Origin of the sequence: Falsiroseomonas oryziterrae (genome assembly GCF_021864505.1) — a bacterium.
Lineage (GTDB): Bacteria > Pseudomonadota > Alphaproteobacteria > Acetobacterales > Acetobacteraceae > Falsiroseomonas > Falsiroseomonas oryziterrae.
Genome location: NZ_JAKJIB010000003.1, coordinates 14,984 through 27,456, shown reverse-complemented (window position 1 = coordinate 27,456; position 12,473 = coordinate 14,984). Strand labels below are relative to the sequence as shown.

11 protein-coding genes are annotated in these 12,473 nt (G+C 71.0%); 4 read left to right on the top strand and 7 right to left on the bottom strand.

Annotated features, from left to right (window positions below):
* Nucleotides 1-54 precede the first annotated feature (54 nt).
* From L2I40_RS00835 to L2I40_RS00825, 3 genes are read left to right on the top strand one after another with little or no spacing between them, the layout of a single operon-like run.
* Entirely contained in the window at nucleotides 55-576 is a 522-nt protein-coding gene (locus tag L2I40_RS00835; protein ID WP_237212958.1) for a MarR family winged helix-turn-helix transcriptional regulator, read from the top strand.
* Entirely contained in the window at nucleotides 573-1,361 is a 789-nt protein-coding gene (locus L2I40_RS00830; protein WP_237212957.1) for a crotonase/enoyl-CoA hydratase family protein, read from the top strand. Before L2I40_RS00835 ends, L2I40_RS00830 begins: the two co-directional genes overlap by 4 nt.
* Before the next feature lie 2 nt (nucleotides 1,362-1,363).
* Nucleotides 1,364-2,122 carry an SDR family NAD(P)-dependent oxidoreductase gene (locus tag L2I40_RS00825; protein WP_237212956.1) on the top strand — a complete coding sequence of 253 codons (759 nt, stop codon included), beginning with the start codon at nucleotides 1,364-1,366 and terminating at the stop codon, nucleotides 2,120-2,122.
* 111 nt (nucleotides 2,123-2,233) lie between these two features.
* Here L2I40_RS00825 and L2I40_RS00820 read toward each other — a convergent pair whose 3' ends face one another.
* From L2I40_RS00820 to L2I40_RS00800, 5 genes are read right to left on the bottom strand one after another with little or no spacing between them, the layout of a single operon-like run.
* Nucleotides 2,234-3,307, bottom strand: coding sequence for an ABC transporter ATP-binding protein (locus L2I40_RS00820; RefSeq protein WP_237212955.1), 1,074 nt, complete (start codon nucleotides 3,305-3,307; stop codon nucleotides 2,234-2,236).
* Complete coding sequence (locus L2I40_RS00815; protein WP_237212954.1) at nucleotides 3,304-5,520, bottom strand: ABC transporter permease; 2,217 nt, start codon at nucleotides 5,518-5,520, stop codon at nucleotides 3,304-3,306. Before L2I40_RS00815 ends, L2I40_RS00820 begins: the two co-directional genes overlap by 4 nt.
* Before the next feature lie 11 nt (nucleotides 5,521-5,531).
* Nucleotides 5,532-6,545 carry an ABC transporter substrate-binding protein gene (locus L2I40_RS00810; RefSeq protein WP_237212953.1) on the bottom strand — a complete coding sequence of 338 codons (1,014 nt, stop codon included), beginning with the start codon at nucleotides 6,543-6,545 and terminating at the stop codon, nucleotides 5,532-5,534.
* The gene (locus L2I40_RS00805) at nucleotides 6,542-7,573 is read right to left on the bottom strand and encodes an ABC transporter substrate-binding protein (protein ID WP_237212952.1); all 1,032 of its coding nucleotides are present in this window, start codon (nucleotides 7,571-7,573) and stop codon (nucleotides 6,542-6,544) included. The genes L2I40_RS00810 and L2I40_RS00805 overlap by 4 nt, the downstream gene beginning before the upstream one ends.
* Nucleotides 7,574-7,633: 60 nt before the next feature.
* Complete coding sequence (locus L2I40_RS00800; protein ID WP_237212951.1) at nucleotides 7,634-8,662, bottom strand: ABC transporter substrate-binding protein; 1,029 nt, start codon at nucleotides 8,660-8,662, stop codon at nucleotides 7,634-7,636.
* Nucleotides 8,663-8,863: 201 nt separating this feature from the next.
* Here L2I40_RS00800 and L2I40_RS00795 point away from each other — a divergent pair, with 201 nt between their 5' ends.
* The gene (locus L2I40_RS00795) at nucleotides 8,864-9,571 is read left to right on the top strand and encodes an HAD family hydrolase (RefSeq protein WP_237212950.1); all 708 of its coding nucleotides are present in this window, start codon (nucleotides 8,864-8,866) and stop codon (nucleotides 9,569-9,571) included.
* Nucleotides 9,572-9,673: 102 nt separating this feature from the next.
* Here L2I40_RS00795 and L2I40_RS00790 read toward each other — a convergent pair whose 3' ends face one another.
* Entirely contained in the window at nucleotides 9,674-11,017 is a 1,344-nt protein-coding gene (locus L2I40_RS00790) for a sigma-54-dependent transcriptional regulator (RefSeq protein ID WP_237212949.1), read from the bottom strand.
* Complete coding sequence (locus L2I40_RS00785; RefSeq protein WP_237212948.1) at nucleotides 11,014-12,459, bottom strand: sensor histidine kinase; 1,446 nt, start codon at nucleotides 12,457-12,459, stop codon at nucleotides 11,014-11,016. Before L2I40_RS00785 ends, L2I40_RS00790 begins: the two co-directional genes overlap by 4 nt.
* Between the last annotated feature and the right edge of the window lie 14 nt (nucleotides 12,460-12,473).

Sequence of the window (12,473 nt, the reverse complement as noted above, 5' to 3'; positions counted from 1 at the left end):
TTATACCGTATAAGTACGTTGCCAAGATCCGCCCTGACCAGCATATCCTTCGCCATGCCGTTCGATGCCCGCCAAGTCCCGGCCTGCCGCCGCCCTAGGTCGCCCGGACCTGCGCCACGGGTCAGGGAGCCTGCCGAAGCCTCGGTCGCCACCCCGCGCGACGCGCTCGACGACCGGCTCGGCTTCTGGCTCCGGCTCGCCCAGATGGCGGCCTTCGAGTCGTTCAGCCAGGCCATGGCGCCGCTCGGCCTGACGCCGGGCCGCCTGGGCGCATTGCTGCTGATCGAGGCGGACCCGACGATGCGCCAGGGCACGCTGGCGGAGGCGCTGCGCGTCAAGCCGCCCAACATGGCGGTCCTGCTCGCCGGGCTCGAAGCGGACGGCCTGATCCGTCGCGTCGAGGATCGCAGCAACCGCCGCGCCAACCTGCTGCGCCTGACGCCGGCCGGGCGCGCGCTGCTGCGCCGGGCGCGCCCGCGGGAAGCGGCATTGGAGGCCGACCTCTCAGCCGGCCTGGATGCCGGGGAGCGAGCCCGGCTGCTCGCGGCGCTGCGCAGAATCGCGGAGGGACGATGACACAGGATCCCGTCAGCCTCGACTATGCCGGCCCGGTGGCGCTGATCGGACTGGACCGCCCCGACAAGCGCAACGCGATCAGCGACACGCTGCTCGCCGCGCTCGAGGCCCGGCTGGTCGAGGCACAGCAGCGTGCACGCGCGATCGTGGTCTTCGGCCATGGGCCGTGCTTCTGCGCCGGGCTCGACCTCTCCGAGCATCGCTCGCGCACCGCGGAGGAGGTCTTCCATCACTCCCGTGGCTGGCATCGCGTATTCCGCACGCTGCGCGAGGGGCCCGTGCCGGCCATCGCGGCGGTGCACGGCGCCTGCGTGGGCGGCGGCCTTGAACTTGCCGCGGCCTGCCACATCCGGGTTGCCGACACGACAGCCGTCTTCGCCTTGCCTGAGGGAACCCGCGGCATCTTCGTCGGCGGCGGCGCAACCGTGCATGTCGCGCGGCTTCTCGGAGCCGCGCGCATGACCGACATGATGTTGACCGGCCGGACACTGGATGCCGTGGCTGCGGAGCGGGTCGGCCTCGTCACCTATGTCGAGCCGGCCGGCGAGGCGCTTGTCCGCGCCAGGGAGGTCGCCGCACGCGTCGCCGAGGCCGCCCCGCTCACCGTCATGGGTGTGCTGCAGGCGCTGCCGCGGATCCAGGACATGGCCGAGTCCGACGGACTGTTCGTCGAGAGCCTGGTGGCCGCGCTGGCGCAAACCGCGCCGGAGGCCGAGCGGCGGCTCGCGGCATTCCTCGAGAAGCGGGCACCCAAGGCGATCCGACCGCAAGAACCAGGAGAATGACCATGGATCTCTCGGGGTCATCCGCCGTCGTCACGGGTGGCGGCTCAGGACTCGGCGCTGCGACGGCAGAGGCGCTGGCGCAGGCCGGCGCCAAGGTCGTCGTCCTTGACCTCGACGGGGCCAAGGCAACTGCCGTTGCCAATCGCATCGGCGGTGTCGCGGTCGCCGGCGACGTGGCGGAGGAGGCTCCGGTCATCGCCGCAGTCGAAGCCGCGGAAGCGCTTGGCCCGCTTCGCGTCGCAGTCGCCTGCGCCGGCATCGCGCCCGCCGCGCGCGTCGCGGGCCGCTCGGGTCCGCACGACCTTGCATTGTTCGAGCGCGTGGTGCGGGTGAACCTGGTCGGCACCTTCAACCTGCTGCGTGTCGCGGCCGCCCGCATGACGACCAACGGCCCCTTGGCAGACGGCGAGCGTGGCCTGGTGGTGTGCACGGCCTCGATCGCTGCATTCGAGGGACAGATCGGGCAGGCTGCCTATGCAGCTTCGAAGGGCGGTGTCGTTGGCCTGACGCTTCCAGCGGCGCGCGAGCTCGCACGCTTCGGTGTCCGCGTGGTCACCATCGCGCCCGGCCTGATCCACACGCCGCTCATGGATACGCTGACGCCGGAGGCACGCGAGGCCCTCTCGCGCCAACCACTCTTCCCGCAGCGGCTCGGACGTCCGACAGAGTTCGGGGCGCTCGTGCTGGCGATCGCGGCCAACCCGCTCCTGAACGGCGAGACGATCCGCCTCGACGGGGCCCTTCGCCTGCCACCAGCGTAAGGAAGGCGAGCCCCCACGAGCCGGGCCGCGGCAGGGTCCTGGGGCGCCGGCTCCTCGAACCTCGGATCGGCTGCCTTGCCGGGCTGCCCCCGACGATCGACGGCTCCCGCCTCAGGGGCGGACGAGCACGACGCCTTCCGGATCGAAGTGGAGCCCGATGGCGTCGCCGACCATGCGTCGCGCCAGCCGGTCGGCCCCGAGGGAGAAGAGATCGCCGACCGGCGTCGCGAAGTAGTACTCGGTGTGCGATCCCATGTAGGTGGCACGCGAGACGGTCGCCGGAAGCATGCCGCCCTGTCCGTCAGGGCCGATCCGCACCGCTTCGGGGCGCACGACGATGTCCACCTCGCCCGGCGCCATGCCGCGGGCGGGCAGGTCGATGCGAAGAGCATCGAGAGCCACCCGCGCCACGCCGTCCTCGACGGCCTCGATCCGGCCGCGAATGTGGTTCGCCTCGCCCATGAAGGTGGCGACGAAGACCGAGTTCGGCTGGGTGTAGAGCTCCTCCGGCGTGCCGACCTGCGCGATCTCGGCGTTGCGCATGACGACGATCTTGTCCGAGACCGCCAGCGCCTCCGCCTGGTCGTGCGTGACATAGACGACCGTCAGGCCGAGGCGCTGCTGGAGCGCGCGGATCTCCTCCCGCATCGAGCGGCGAAGGCGGGCGTCGAGGTTCGACAACGGCTCGTCGAACAGCAGCACCTCGGGCTCCAGCACCAGCGCACGCGCCACCGCCACGCGCTGCTGCTGGCCGCCCGACATCTCCGACGGCAAGCGCGTGCCAAAGCCCTTCAGGCCGACCACCTCGAGCGTGGCCTCTGCCCGAACATGCGCCTCGCGCTTGCGGAGACCCGACGAGACGAGGCCATACGCGACGTTGTCCAGCACCGACATGTGCGGGAAGAGCGCGTAGGACTGGAACACCATCGACACATTGCGCTCGCCGGCGGGCAGCAGCGTGACGTCGCGACCGCCGATGAAGAGTTGCCCCTCGGTCGCCTGCTCGAGCCCCGCGATCAGGCGCAGCAGCGTCGTCTTGCCGCAGCCGGAGGGGCCAAGCAGCGTCACCAGCGTGCCGCCCTCGATGACAAGGTCGAGCGGCTTCACCGCCTGTATCTGGCCGTAGCGCTTGCCGACACCTTGGAGGCGGACCTCTGCGCTACGGGTCTGAAGAGGAAGCGTCACGCACGACCTCCGACAGGAAGGGCAGCGGGTGCGGCGGCGACGCGGCGCCCGAGCTTGCGACGGCCGACGAGCAGGTTGATCAGCCCGATCGCCGTCATCATGAGCACGATCAGCACCGCGCAGTAGGCGATCGCCAGGCCGTAATCGCCGTTGATCACGCGGTTGATGATGAAGACCGTCGCCATCTCGTACTCGGCCGAAACCAGGAAGATCACGGCCGAGACGGTCGTCATCGCGCGCACGAAGGAATAGACGAGCGCGGTGACGATGGCGGGTTTGAGCAGCGGAAGCACGATGGTGGTCAGTGCACGGAAGGTCGAAGCGCGCAGCGTGATCGCTGCCTCGTCCAGGCTCTTGTCCAGCTGGCTCATCGCCGCGACGCCGGACCGCACGCCGACCGGCAGGTTCCGGAACACGAAGCAGGCGATCAGGATCATCGCCGTGCCGGTGATCTCGAGCGGCGGTATGTTGTAGGTCAGGATGTAGGCCACGCCGATCACCGTGCCCGGCACGGCGAAGGTCAGCATCAGGCTGAACTCCAGCGCGGTGCGGCCAACGAAGCGTTGCCGGGTCAGCACCCAGGCGGCGAGCAGGCCGATGCTGGCGGTGATGGGCGCCGCGGTCGCGGCCAGCTCGATCGTCGTGAACAGCGAATGCCAGGCGCCGCCGGAGAAGAGCATCCGGCCGTCCGGCGCCCACTCGATGGCGAAGGCGCGCCTGAAGTGCGACAGCGTCGGCGTCCAGTCGCGGCCCCAGACGCGGACGAAGGCGCCGGCCAGCGCCATGCAGTAGACGGTAACAGTCAGGATCGCCCAGGGGATCGCCACCGCGAAGGCGACGATCTTCACCGGGCGCGGCAGCGTCTGCTGCAGCCCGGCATCGCCCTTGCCGGTGACCGAGACGTAGCTGCGCCGCCCGACCACGGCCCGCTGGAGCAGGAAGGCGCAGAGCCCGACCACGAGCATGATCCCCGCCAGCACCGCGGCGCGCCCGAAATCCTGCTGCGCGCCGACGACGGCGAAGAAGATCTCGGTGGACAACACGCCGTAGGAGCCGCCGAGCACGATCGGGTTGCCGAAATCGGCGAGGCTCTCGACGAAGACCACGAGCCACGCATTCGCGAGGCCCGGGATCATCAGCGGCAGCGTGACCGAGCGGAAGGTCCGCATCTTCGACGCGCGGAGCGTCTGCGACGCCTCCTCCATCGTCGGCGAGATGCCCTCCACCACCCCGATCAGCACCAGGAAGGCGGTCGGGGTGAAGGAGAAGACCTGGGCGAGGAACACGCCGTCGAAGCCGTAGATCCAGCGGCCGAGCTGCACGCCGAAGGTCGCCTCGACGAGCTGGTTCACCACGCCGGAGCGGCCGAAGATGAGGATCAGCCCGAGGCCGATGACGAAGGGCGGCGTGATGATCGGCAGAACGGTCAGCAGCCGCATCGCCCGCTTCGCCGGGAAGGCGGTGCGCGTGACGATCAGCGCGAAGCAAAGGCCGAGGATCGTGGCCGCCGTCGCGGTGGACGTCGCGAGCGCCAGCGTGTTCCAGAAGACGCCGCAATTCACCGAGCTGCCGAGGCAGGCGAGGCCCCAGATCTTGCGGTCGAACAGGCGGTCCGCGAGCGCCGCGCCCACGCCGAGATCGCCGCGCGGCGTGAACATCTGCGACAGCATCGTCAGCACCGGCCAGGCAGTGAAGATGACGATGGAGGCGACCAGAAGGCCGACGGCGCCAGAGACGAAGCGGTCGCCGCGGAACAGGCCGCGCAGCGCGAGGCCGTCGGTCAGCATCACCAGGCAGCCGATGAAGGCCATGCAGGCGCCGAGGCCGATCCCGAACTGGCGGTCGCCGAGTTCCCCGAAGGTGGTCTCGAGCCACGGGAAGGACCACCCCATCACGCCGATGGCGAGCCCCTGCGCGACGATGGCCGCGAGGCCGAGTCCGCCTCCCGCCAGCAGGAAGCCGGCGCGGCGGGACGCCGTGGCGGCAGGCAGCGCGCCGGGCAGCGCCAGGACGAGGCAGGCGACCACCGGCCAGAACCAGAAGCGCCCATGGGCCATCGCCTGCCACAGGGCGCTCGCGGCTTCGGGGTCCTGCTGCCCGAGGGCCATCAGCCCGCCGGCCGAGAGCCCGTCCTGCTGCATGTGCCAGGGCACCAGGGCGGTGCCGATCGCGGCGAGGGTCCAGAAGAAGAGGGTGGAGCCCGCGAACCTCATCGGGCGCGCCTTCATCGGGGCAGCGCGCCCACCTCGCGGTCCCAGCGCGCCAGCAGGCGGCGCCGCTCTGCGCTCGCGCCGAAGCGGGCATTGTCATAGTCGATGATACGGGCGGTCGCCATGTTCGGCGCGCCGTCGGTCAGCGGCACGTTGCGGTTCGCCATGGTCTGCAGCTTGCGCGCTTCCTGGCTGGCCGCGAGCTGCGCCTCCGCGCTCAGCGCCCAGTGATAGAAGCGCTGGGCGTTGGCGAGATTCCTGGCGCCGCGGATGATGGACATGGAGCCGATCTCGTAGCCCGTGCCCTCGCATGGGACCGCATGGCCGACGGGGAAGCCCGCCGCGCGCTCCTCGGCCGCGTTGTGGACGAAGGAGATCGACAGCGCCGTCTCGCCGCGCGCGACCGCCGTGATCGGCGCGGTGCCGCTGCGCGGATAGGCGTTGATGCTGCCGTGCAGGCGCTGGAGATAGGCGAAGGCCGGGTCCTCGCCCATCATCTGCACCAGCGTCGCGATGACGATGTAGGCGGTGCCCGAGCTGTTCGGGTTCGCCATCTGGATCTCGCCGCGATAGACCGGGTTCAGCAGGTCGGCCCAGCAGCGCGGCTCCGGCAGGTTGCGCCGGGCCAGAAGCTCCGTGTTGAAGCCGAAGCCGAGAACCGAGGCATAGACGCCGACCGTATGGCCACGTGTCTGGCGCCACTGCGCCTGCGCCCAGTCGTGCAGCTCCGCGATGCGCGGGCTTTCGTAGGGCTGCGTCAGGCCTTCCTCGCCGGCGGCGACATGCGGGTCGCCGGTGCCGCCCCACCAGACGTCGCCACGCGGATTGCGCGCCTCCGCCCGGATGGCCGCCAGCATCTCCCCGGTCGAGCGCTGGGTGAGGTTCACGCGGATGCCCGTCTCCCGTTCGAAGCCGCGGGCGATGGGCTGGCACCATTCGATGGTGGCTGAGCAGAGCAGGTTCAGCTGTCCTTGTGCCGCGGCAGGCAGGGGCGCAAGGAGTGCGCTAAGGACAAGAAGGCGTCTCATCGCGGCAGCGACCCGATCTCGCGGTCCCAGCGCGCCAGGATGCGACGGCGTGTCTCGCTCTCTCCGAACTTCGCGAAGTCGTACTCGATCAGGTTGATGCGGCTAAGGTCGGGGATGCGCGGATCGGGGGTTGCCTGCCGATGCGCCGGAACGTGCCACTGGTTCACCCGCGGGCCGATGTCCATCGCCGCCGGCGTCAGGTACCAATCGTAGAAGCGCCGCGCCTGCGGCAGGTTGCGCGCGCCGCGCACGATGGACATGCAAGCCACCTCGTAGCTGGTGCCCTCGGCCGGGTAGTGGATCTCGATCGGGAAGCCGGCCTGCTGCATGGTCGCGACTTCCATGTTGAAGCTGACGGCGAGCGCCGTCTCCCCGCGCGCCACCGCCTGCATCGGCGCCGCGCCGGAGCGCGTATAGGCGTTCACGTTGGCATGCAGCCGCCGGAGATAGGCGAAGGCGCGGTCCTCGTCCCACAGCTGGATCAGCCCAGCGATGATCGTGTAGGCCGTGCCGGAGCTGTTCGGGTTCGGCAGCTGCACCTCGTTGCGGTAGTCCGGGTTCAGCAGGTCGTCCCAGCTGCGCGGCAGCGGCAGGTTGCGCCGCTGCATCAGCTCGCGGTTCCAGGTGATGCCGATCGCGCCGGAGGAGACGCCGACGCAGCGCTCGCCCGAAAGCCGGTGCGCGCGGATCGCCCAGTCGTGCAGTCCGGCCATGTTGGGGGAGGTGTAGGGCTGCAGCAGATTGCGCTCGGCCGCCGTGATATGCGTCTCGGCGCTGCCGCCGAACCAGATGTCGGTGCGCGGATTCTGCGCCTCCGCGGTCAGCTGGGCCAGGATCTCGCCGGACGATTTGCGTGTCATGGCGACGCGGATGCCGGTGTCGCGCTGGAAGGCGGCGGCGATGGCCTCGCACCAGTCGGCGCCCGGCGCGCAGAGCATGTTGAGGCTGCCCTGCGCAGCGGCTGGTGCTGGCAGGGTGGCGGCGACACCCAGCGCAAGGCCGGCGGCGACGAGCGTGCGGCGGAACATGGCATTGGTCCCTGGCATAGGAGGGGGAGGCCGGCGCAGCGCGCCGGCCCGGGCATCACGTCAGCGCGGCAGGGCGCCGACCTCGCGGTCCCAGCGCTCGATCAGGCGGCGCCGCTCTGCGGCGCGGCCGTATTTCGCGAAGTCGTACTCGATCAGGCGGATCTGCGAGAGGTCCGGCGCGCCCTGCGGCAGCGGCGCGTTGCGGTTGGACGGCGTCTGCAGCTGCCCGCCCGCCTCGAAGCCCAGCCGCTGCGCCGGCTCGGTCAGCGCCCAGTCGTAGAAGCGCCGCGCCTGCGTCAGGTTCCGTGCGCCGCGCAGGATGGACATGGAGCCGATCTCGTAGCCCGTGCCCTCGCAGGGCGTGTTGTACGCCACCGGGAAGCCGGCGTTCCGCTCCGTCACCGCGTCATGCACGAAGGAGAGGCTGACGCCGGTCTCGCCGCGCGCCACGGCCTTGATCGGCCCGGTGCCGGAGCGTGCATAGCTGTTCACGTTCGGATGCAGCCGCCGCATGTAGGCGAAGGCCTGGTCCTCGCCCATCAACTGCACCAGCGTCGCGATGATGACGTAGGCGGTGCCGGAGGAATTCGGGTTCGCCACCTGGATCTCGCCGCGGAAGCGCGGATCGAGCAGGTCGGCCCAGCAGGTGGGCGGCGCGATGTTCTTGCGCGCGAGAAGCTCGGTGTTGAAGCCAAAGCCGACCGCGCCAGCATAGACGCCGATCGCGCGCTGGTTCGACTGCCGCCACTGCGTCAGCGCCCAGGTCTGGAGCTGGCCGTTGTTCGGGCTCTCATAGGCCTGGGTGAGGTTCTCCTCCGCCGCGGCCAGGTGCGGGTCACCGGTGCCGCCGAACCAAACGTCGCCACGCGGGTTCTGCGCCTCGGCGCGGATCGCCGCCAGCGTCTCGCCCGAGCCGCGCTGTGTCATGTTGACCCGGATGCCGGTGTCGCGCTGGAAGTTCGTCGCAATCGCCTGGCACCATTCGATCTGCACGGAGCAGTAGAGGTTGAGCTGGCCCTGCGCCGCGGACGGGGCCGACCAGGCCAGCGTCGCGCCGAGCGCAGCAAGAGTAAGCAGGCGGCGGTCCACGGCGTTTCTCCCTTCCTCGTTGATCCGTCGGGCGCGGATGGCGGCCTGCGCCGCTCAGCACCTCAAGCATGACCGGATCGTCCCGACTCATTGCAACAAAAATGTCACAATCGCAAGCTGCTCGGCCAGCCGTGCAGCCTTTCGCACGCCGCGCTGCCGCACAGGCTCCCGCCTCCGGCACCGGCGTGGCAGGGGAGCAGCATGACAGCCCCCGCCGCCGGACGTGCCTGCCTGCTGTTCGACCTTGACGGCACGATGCTCGACACCGACCACCTGCATCTGCGCGCCTGGAACGAGGTTCTGCACGGCCCGGCACTGGATGAGGCGTTCTACCGGACGCGCATCATGGGGCTGCCGAATGCGCAGATCACGCGGCTGCTGCTGCCGGACGGCGGAGAGGCGGACCGGCAGGCGCTCGCCGATGCGAAGGAAACGCGCTTCCGTTCGCTGCTCGGCGGCAGTGCGACGCCGCTCCCTGGGCTCGCGCTTCTGCTCGACGCGGCGGAGGCCGCCGGCATCGGTCTTGCCGTCGTGACCAATGCGCCGCGCGCGAATGCCGAGGCGATGCTGCGGGGCCTCGGCTGGGCCTCGCGATTCCCCGTGCTGGTGATCGGCGAGGAACTGCCGCGCCCGAAGCCCGATCCCCTGCCCTACATCGTGGCTTTGGAGCAGCTCGGCGGGAGCGCGGCCGCCGCGATCGCCTTCGAGGATTCCCGCTCCGGGATGCGCGCCGCGGCGGGCTGCGGTGCCTTCACCGTCGGGATCGCGACCACGCTGGGCGCGGACGAGCTTCGTGCAGCGGGGGCGGCGTTGGTGGTGCGCGACTACACGGACCCGCTGCTAGGCAACGAGTTGCGGGCGCGCGCAGGCATCGACCCGGGGGCAACGGGACGCGTCGTCCACGCCTGAAAAGAGTGCCCCGCTCGTTGCGTCAGGCGCCATCCATCCTGGCCGGCACAGAAGCCGGGGTCAGCTTCAGGCGCGTCAGATGCCGCTTGGCGGACCACCCCGTCAGCCGGCCAGGCCCAGGTCGCGCATCCGCTTCCAGAGTGTCGTTCGCGAGACGCCGAGCAGTCTCGCCGCTTCCCCACGGTTGCCGCCCGCTCGGCGCAGCGCGTCCTGGATGGCGCCCCGCATCGCCTCGTCGACCACGCTGCCCAGCGACGCTTCGAGCCTCGCCTGGTCATCGCGGCTCTCGAGGTCGAGCTCCGGAAACAACTCGTGCGCGCCGATCTCTTCCCCATCGGCCAGCGCGACGGCCCGCTCGATGCGGTTCCGCAGTTCCCGCACGTTCCCGGGCCAGTCATGCTCGGACAGCGCCGCAAGCGCCGGGCCGGCAAGCCGGCGCGGGCCCAGCGCGAAGCGCGACACCGCCTCCGTGAGCAATCGCTCCGCGAGCCACGGCAGGTCCTCCGGCCGACGACGCAGCGGCGGCACCTCCACCGCCACGACGTGGAGGCGATAGTAGAGGTCCTCGCGGAACCGTCCCTCCTGTACGCGCGCCATCAGATCGGCATGCGTGGCGCAGACCAGGCGGGCGGCGAAGGGCCGCTCGGCTGCGGCACCGAGTGGCAGGAAGCTCCGCTCCTGCACGAGGCGCAGAAGCTTCGTCTGCAGTTCGGGCGGCAACTCCGCCACCTCGTCCAGCAGCAGTGTGCCCCCCGCGGCGCGTTCGGCGAGCCCCGCATGGCGGGCGGCGGCACCGGTGAACGCACCGCGCTCATGCCCGAAAAGCGTGCTGTCGGCGAGATCGCGCGGTATGGCCGCGCAGTTGACCGCGACGAAAGGCTGCTCGGCGCGCGGGGAGACGGCGTGGAGGAAGCGGGCCGCCACCTCCTTCCCGGCTCCGGTCTCACCGGTCAGCACGACCGGCACATCGACCCGCGCCGCCTTCCTCAGCACTGCCTCGACCCCGCGCATGGCCGGCGAGACGCCGAGGGAGGGCACCGCGTCCCCGATGTCGGGCGAAGCCGCCCCGGCCGCCATGTCGGAAGCCAGCGCCTGGCCGAGCGCCTCCACCAGCTGGTCGACGTCGACCGGCTTGGTGAGGTAGTCGCGTGCGCCTGCGCGGACGAGGCGCACGGCCTGCGCAACATCCCCGAAGGCCGTCATGAAGAAGGCCGGCAGCGCCCCAAGGTCGCCGACCAGGCGCCGATAGACCTCCTCGCCCGATATGTCGGGCAGCCTGATGTCGCTGACCACGGCGTCGGGACGAAGCGAGCGCGCTTCGCGCAACGCCGCTTCCCCGGTGGCCGCGAGGCGCGGGCGGTAGCCCTCCAGACGCAGGCGCTGCATCAATGCAGGGCCGAGAACCGGGTCATCCTCCACCACCAGCACGACCGGTTGCCCGCTCATTCCGGCGCACCCGTGCGCATAGGGATCGCGAGGCGGATCAGCGTCCCCCCGCCCGGACGCGCCGCGACTGAGGCGCGGGCATCGAGACTGCCCAGCAACCCGACCACGACGTCGAGCCCCAGCCTGCGCGACGGTGTGCCCGCGCCTTGCGGGCCAAGGCGAGCAGGGTCCAGGCCAGGCCCCTCGTCGGCCACCTCGCAGATCATCTCCTCGCCCTCGACGCGCACGCGGACGCCGACGCGGCCACCCGGCGGCGTCGCGGCGCAGGCATTCAACAATAGGTTCAGCAACACCTGCCGGATGCCGCCGGAGCCCAGCGCCAAGTCCCCGTCGGGCAGGTCGAGCTCGAAGTCCAGCGCCACGCCACTGCGCTCGGCGGCGGGACGGATCAGGTGTCGCAGATCCTCGAGGTCGGATCGGGTCAGCCGCCGGTCATCCTCGGGGCGGTAGACGTTCAGCGTACTGCTCACGATGCGGTCCAGCGCACCGATTCCGCGCTCCAGGAACGCAAGCGACTCGTCGCGGACGTCGGGCCGGTCGCCGAAGCGGCGCAGGGTGGAGACCGCCGTGGCAAGGCCGCCGAGCGGGTTGCGGACCTCATGCGCGATGGTCGCCGCGAGCCTGCCCAATGCCGCGGCCTGGTCGCGCTCCGCCAGTTCCGTGGCAAGCCGCTCGCGCTCACGCACGCCGTCCACCATGCGGTTGTACGCGGCCAGCACTTGCGCGGTCCGCGGATCGGCGCCGGCCAGCATCGCGTCGGGCAGCTTGGCGGGCGGACGATGCGCGCCATCCGACAGCCGCTCGACCAGCGCGCGCAGCGGCCGACCGAGGCGGCCCAGCAACAGCCACGTCACCAGCGCGAAAAGCGCCGCCAGCACGAGATCGACGAGGACGATGGTCCAGGATAGGCGCGCGCGGGCTGCCAGCATGGGCGCGATGTCGAGCGCGGCGATCAGTCGCCCGACGACCCTTCCCTCGCCCGTCACGCTACGCGCCAGCCAGGCGATGCCAGCCGCCTCGTCCAACCGCATGCCGTGATCGGGTGCGGCGCGCGCCGCCGCGTCCGGCAGCGCGGCATCGCCGTACCGGGCAAGGAGTTCGCCATCGGTGGCAAAGGCGAAAAGCGCACGCTCAGCGACACCGCGCTGCTCGCTGAAGGCGCGCTGGAAACGGCCCTCGATGTAGTCGGGATCCCGGGCTTCCATCCCAAGCCGGACGCTGGCCGCCAGCCCGTCGAGATAGACCTGCCCCAGACGTTCGAGCTGCCGGTCGGCCTCCCGGTTGGCCACCTGCATCGCGACCTGGGTGGTGCCCACCGCCACTGCGAACACCACTGCCCCCGCCGCGGCCGGCAGACGAAGGGCGGGCGGCAGGCGAAGAGCCCGAGGCCCTTCGGGCGCAACGCCCTGCCGGGGTGCCTCGGGCGGCGGGACGGCGGTCATGGGCCGACCCTGCC

Bases quoted from the DNA above. Each gene is read 5' to 3' on its own strand.
- L2I40_RS00835 (WP_237212958.1), top strand. From the start codon at position 55: ATGCCGTTCGATGCCCGCCAAGTCCCGGCCTGCCGCCGCCCTAGGTCG.
- L2I40_RS00830 (WP_237212957.1), top strand. From the start codon at position 573: ATGACACAGGATCCCGTCAGCCTCGACTATGCCGGCCCGGTGGCGCTG.
- L2I40_RS00825 (WP_237212956.1), top strand. From the start codon at position 1,364: ATGGATCTCTCGGGGTCATCCGCCGTCGTCACGGGTGGCGGCTCAGGA.
- L2I40_RS00815 (WP_237212954.1), bottom strand. From the start codon at position 5,520: ATGAGGTTCGCGGGCTCCACCCTCTTCTTCTGGACCCTCGCCGCGATC.
- L2I40_RS00810 (WP_237212953.1), bottom strand. From the start codon at position 6,545: ATGAGACGCCTTCTTGTCCTTAGCGCACTCCTTGCGCCCCTGCCTGCC.
- L2I40_RS00805 (WP_237212952.1), bottom strand. From the start codon at position 7,573: ATGTTCCGCCGCACGCTCGTCGCCGCCGGCCTTGCGCTGGGTGTCGCC.
- L2I40_RS00795 (WP_237212950.1), top strand. From the start codon at position 8,864: ATGACAGCCCCCGCCGCCGGACGTGCCTGCCTGCTGTTCGACCTTGAC.
- L2I40_RS00790 (WP_237212949.1), bottom strand. From the start codon at position 11,017: ATGAGCGGGCAACCGGTCGTGCTGGTGGTGGAGGATGACCCGGTTCTC.
- L2I40_RS00785 (WP_237212948.1), bottom strand. From the start codon at position 12,459: ATGACCGCCGTCCCGCCGCCCGAGGCACCCCGGCAGGGCGTTGCGCCC.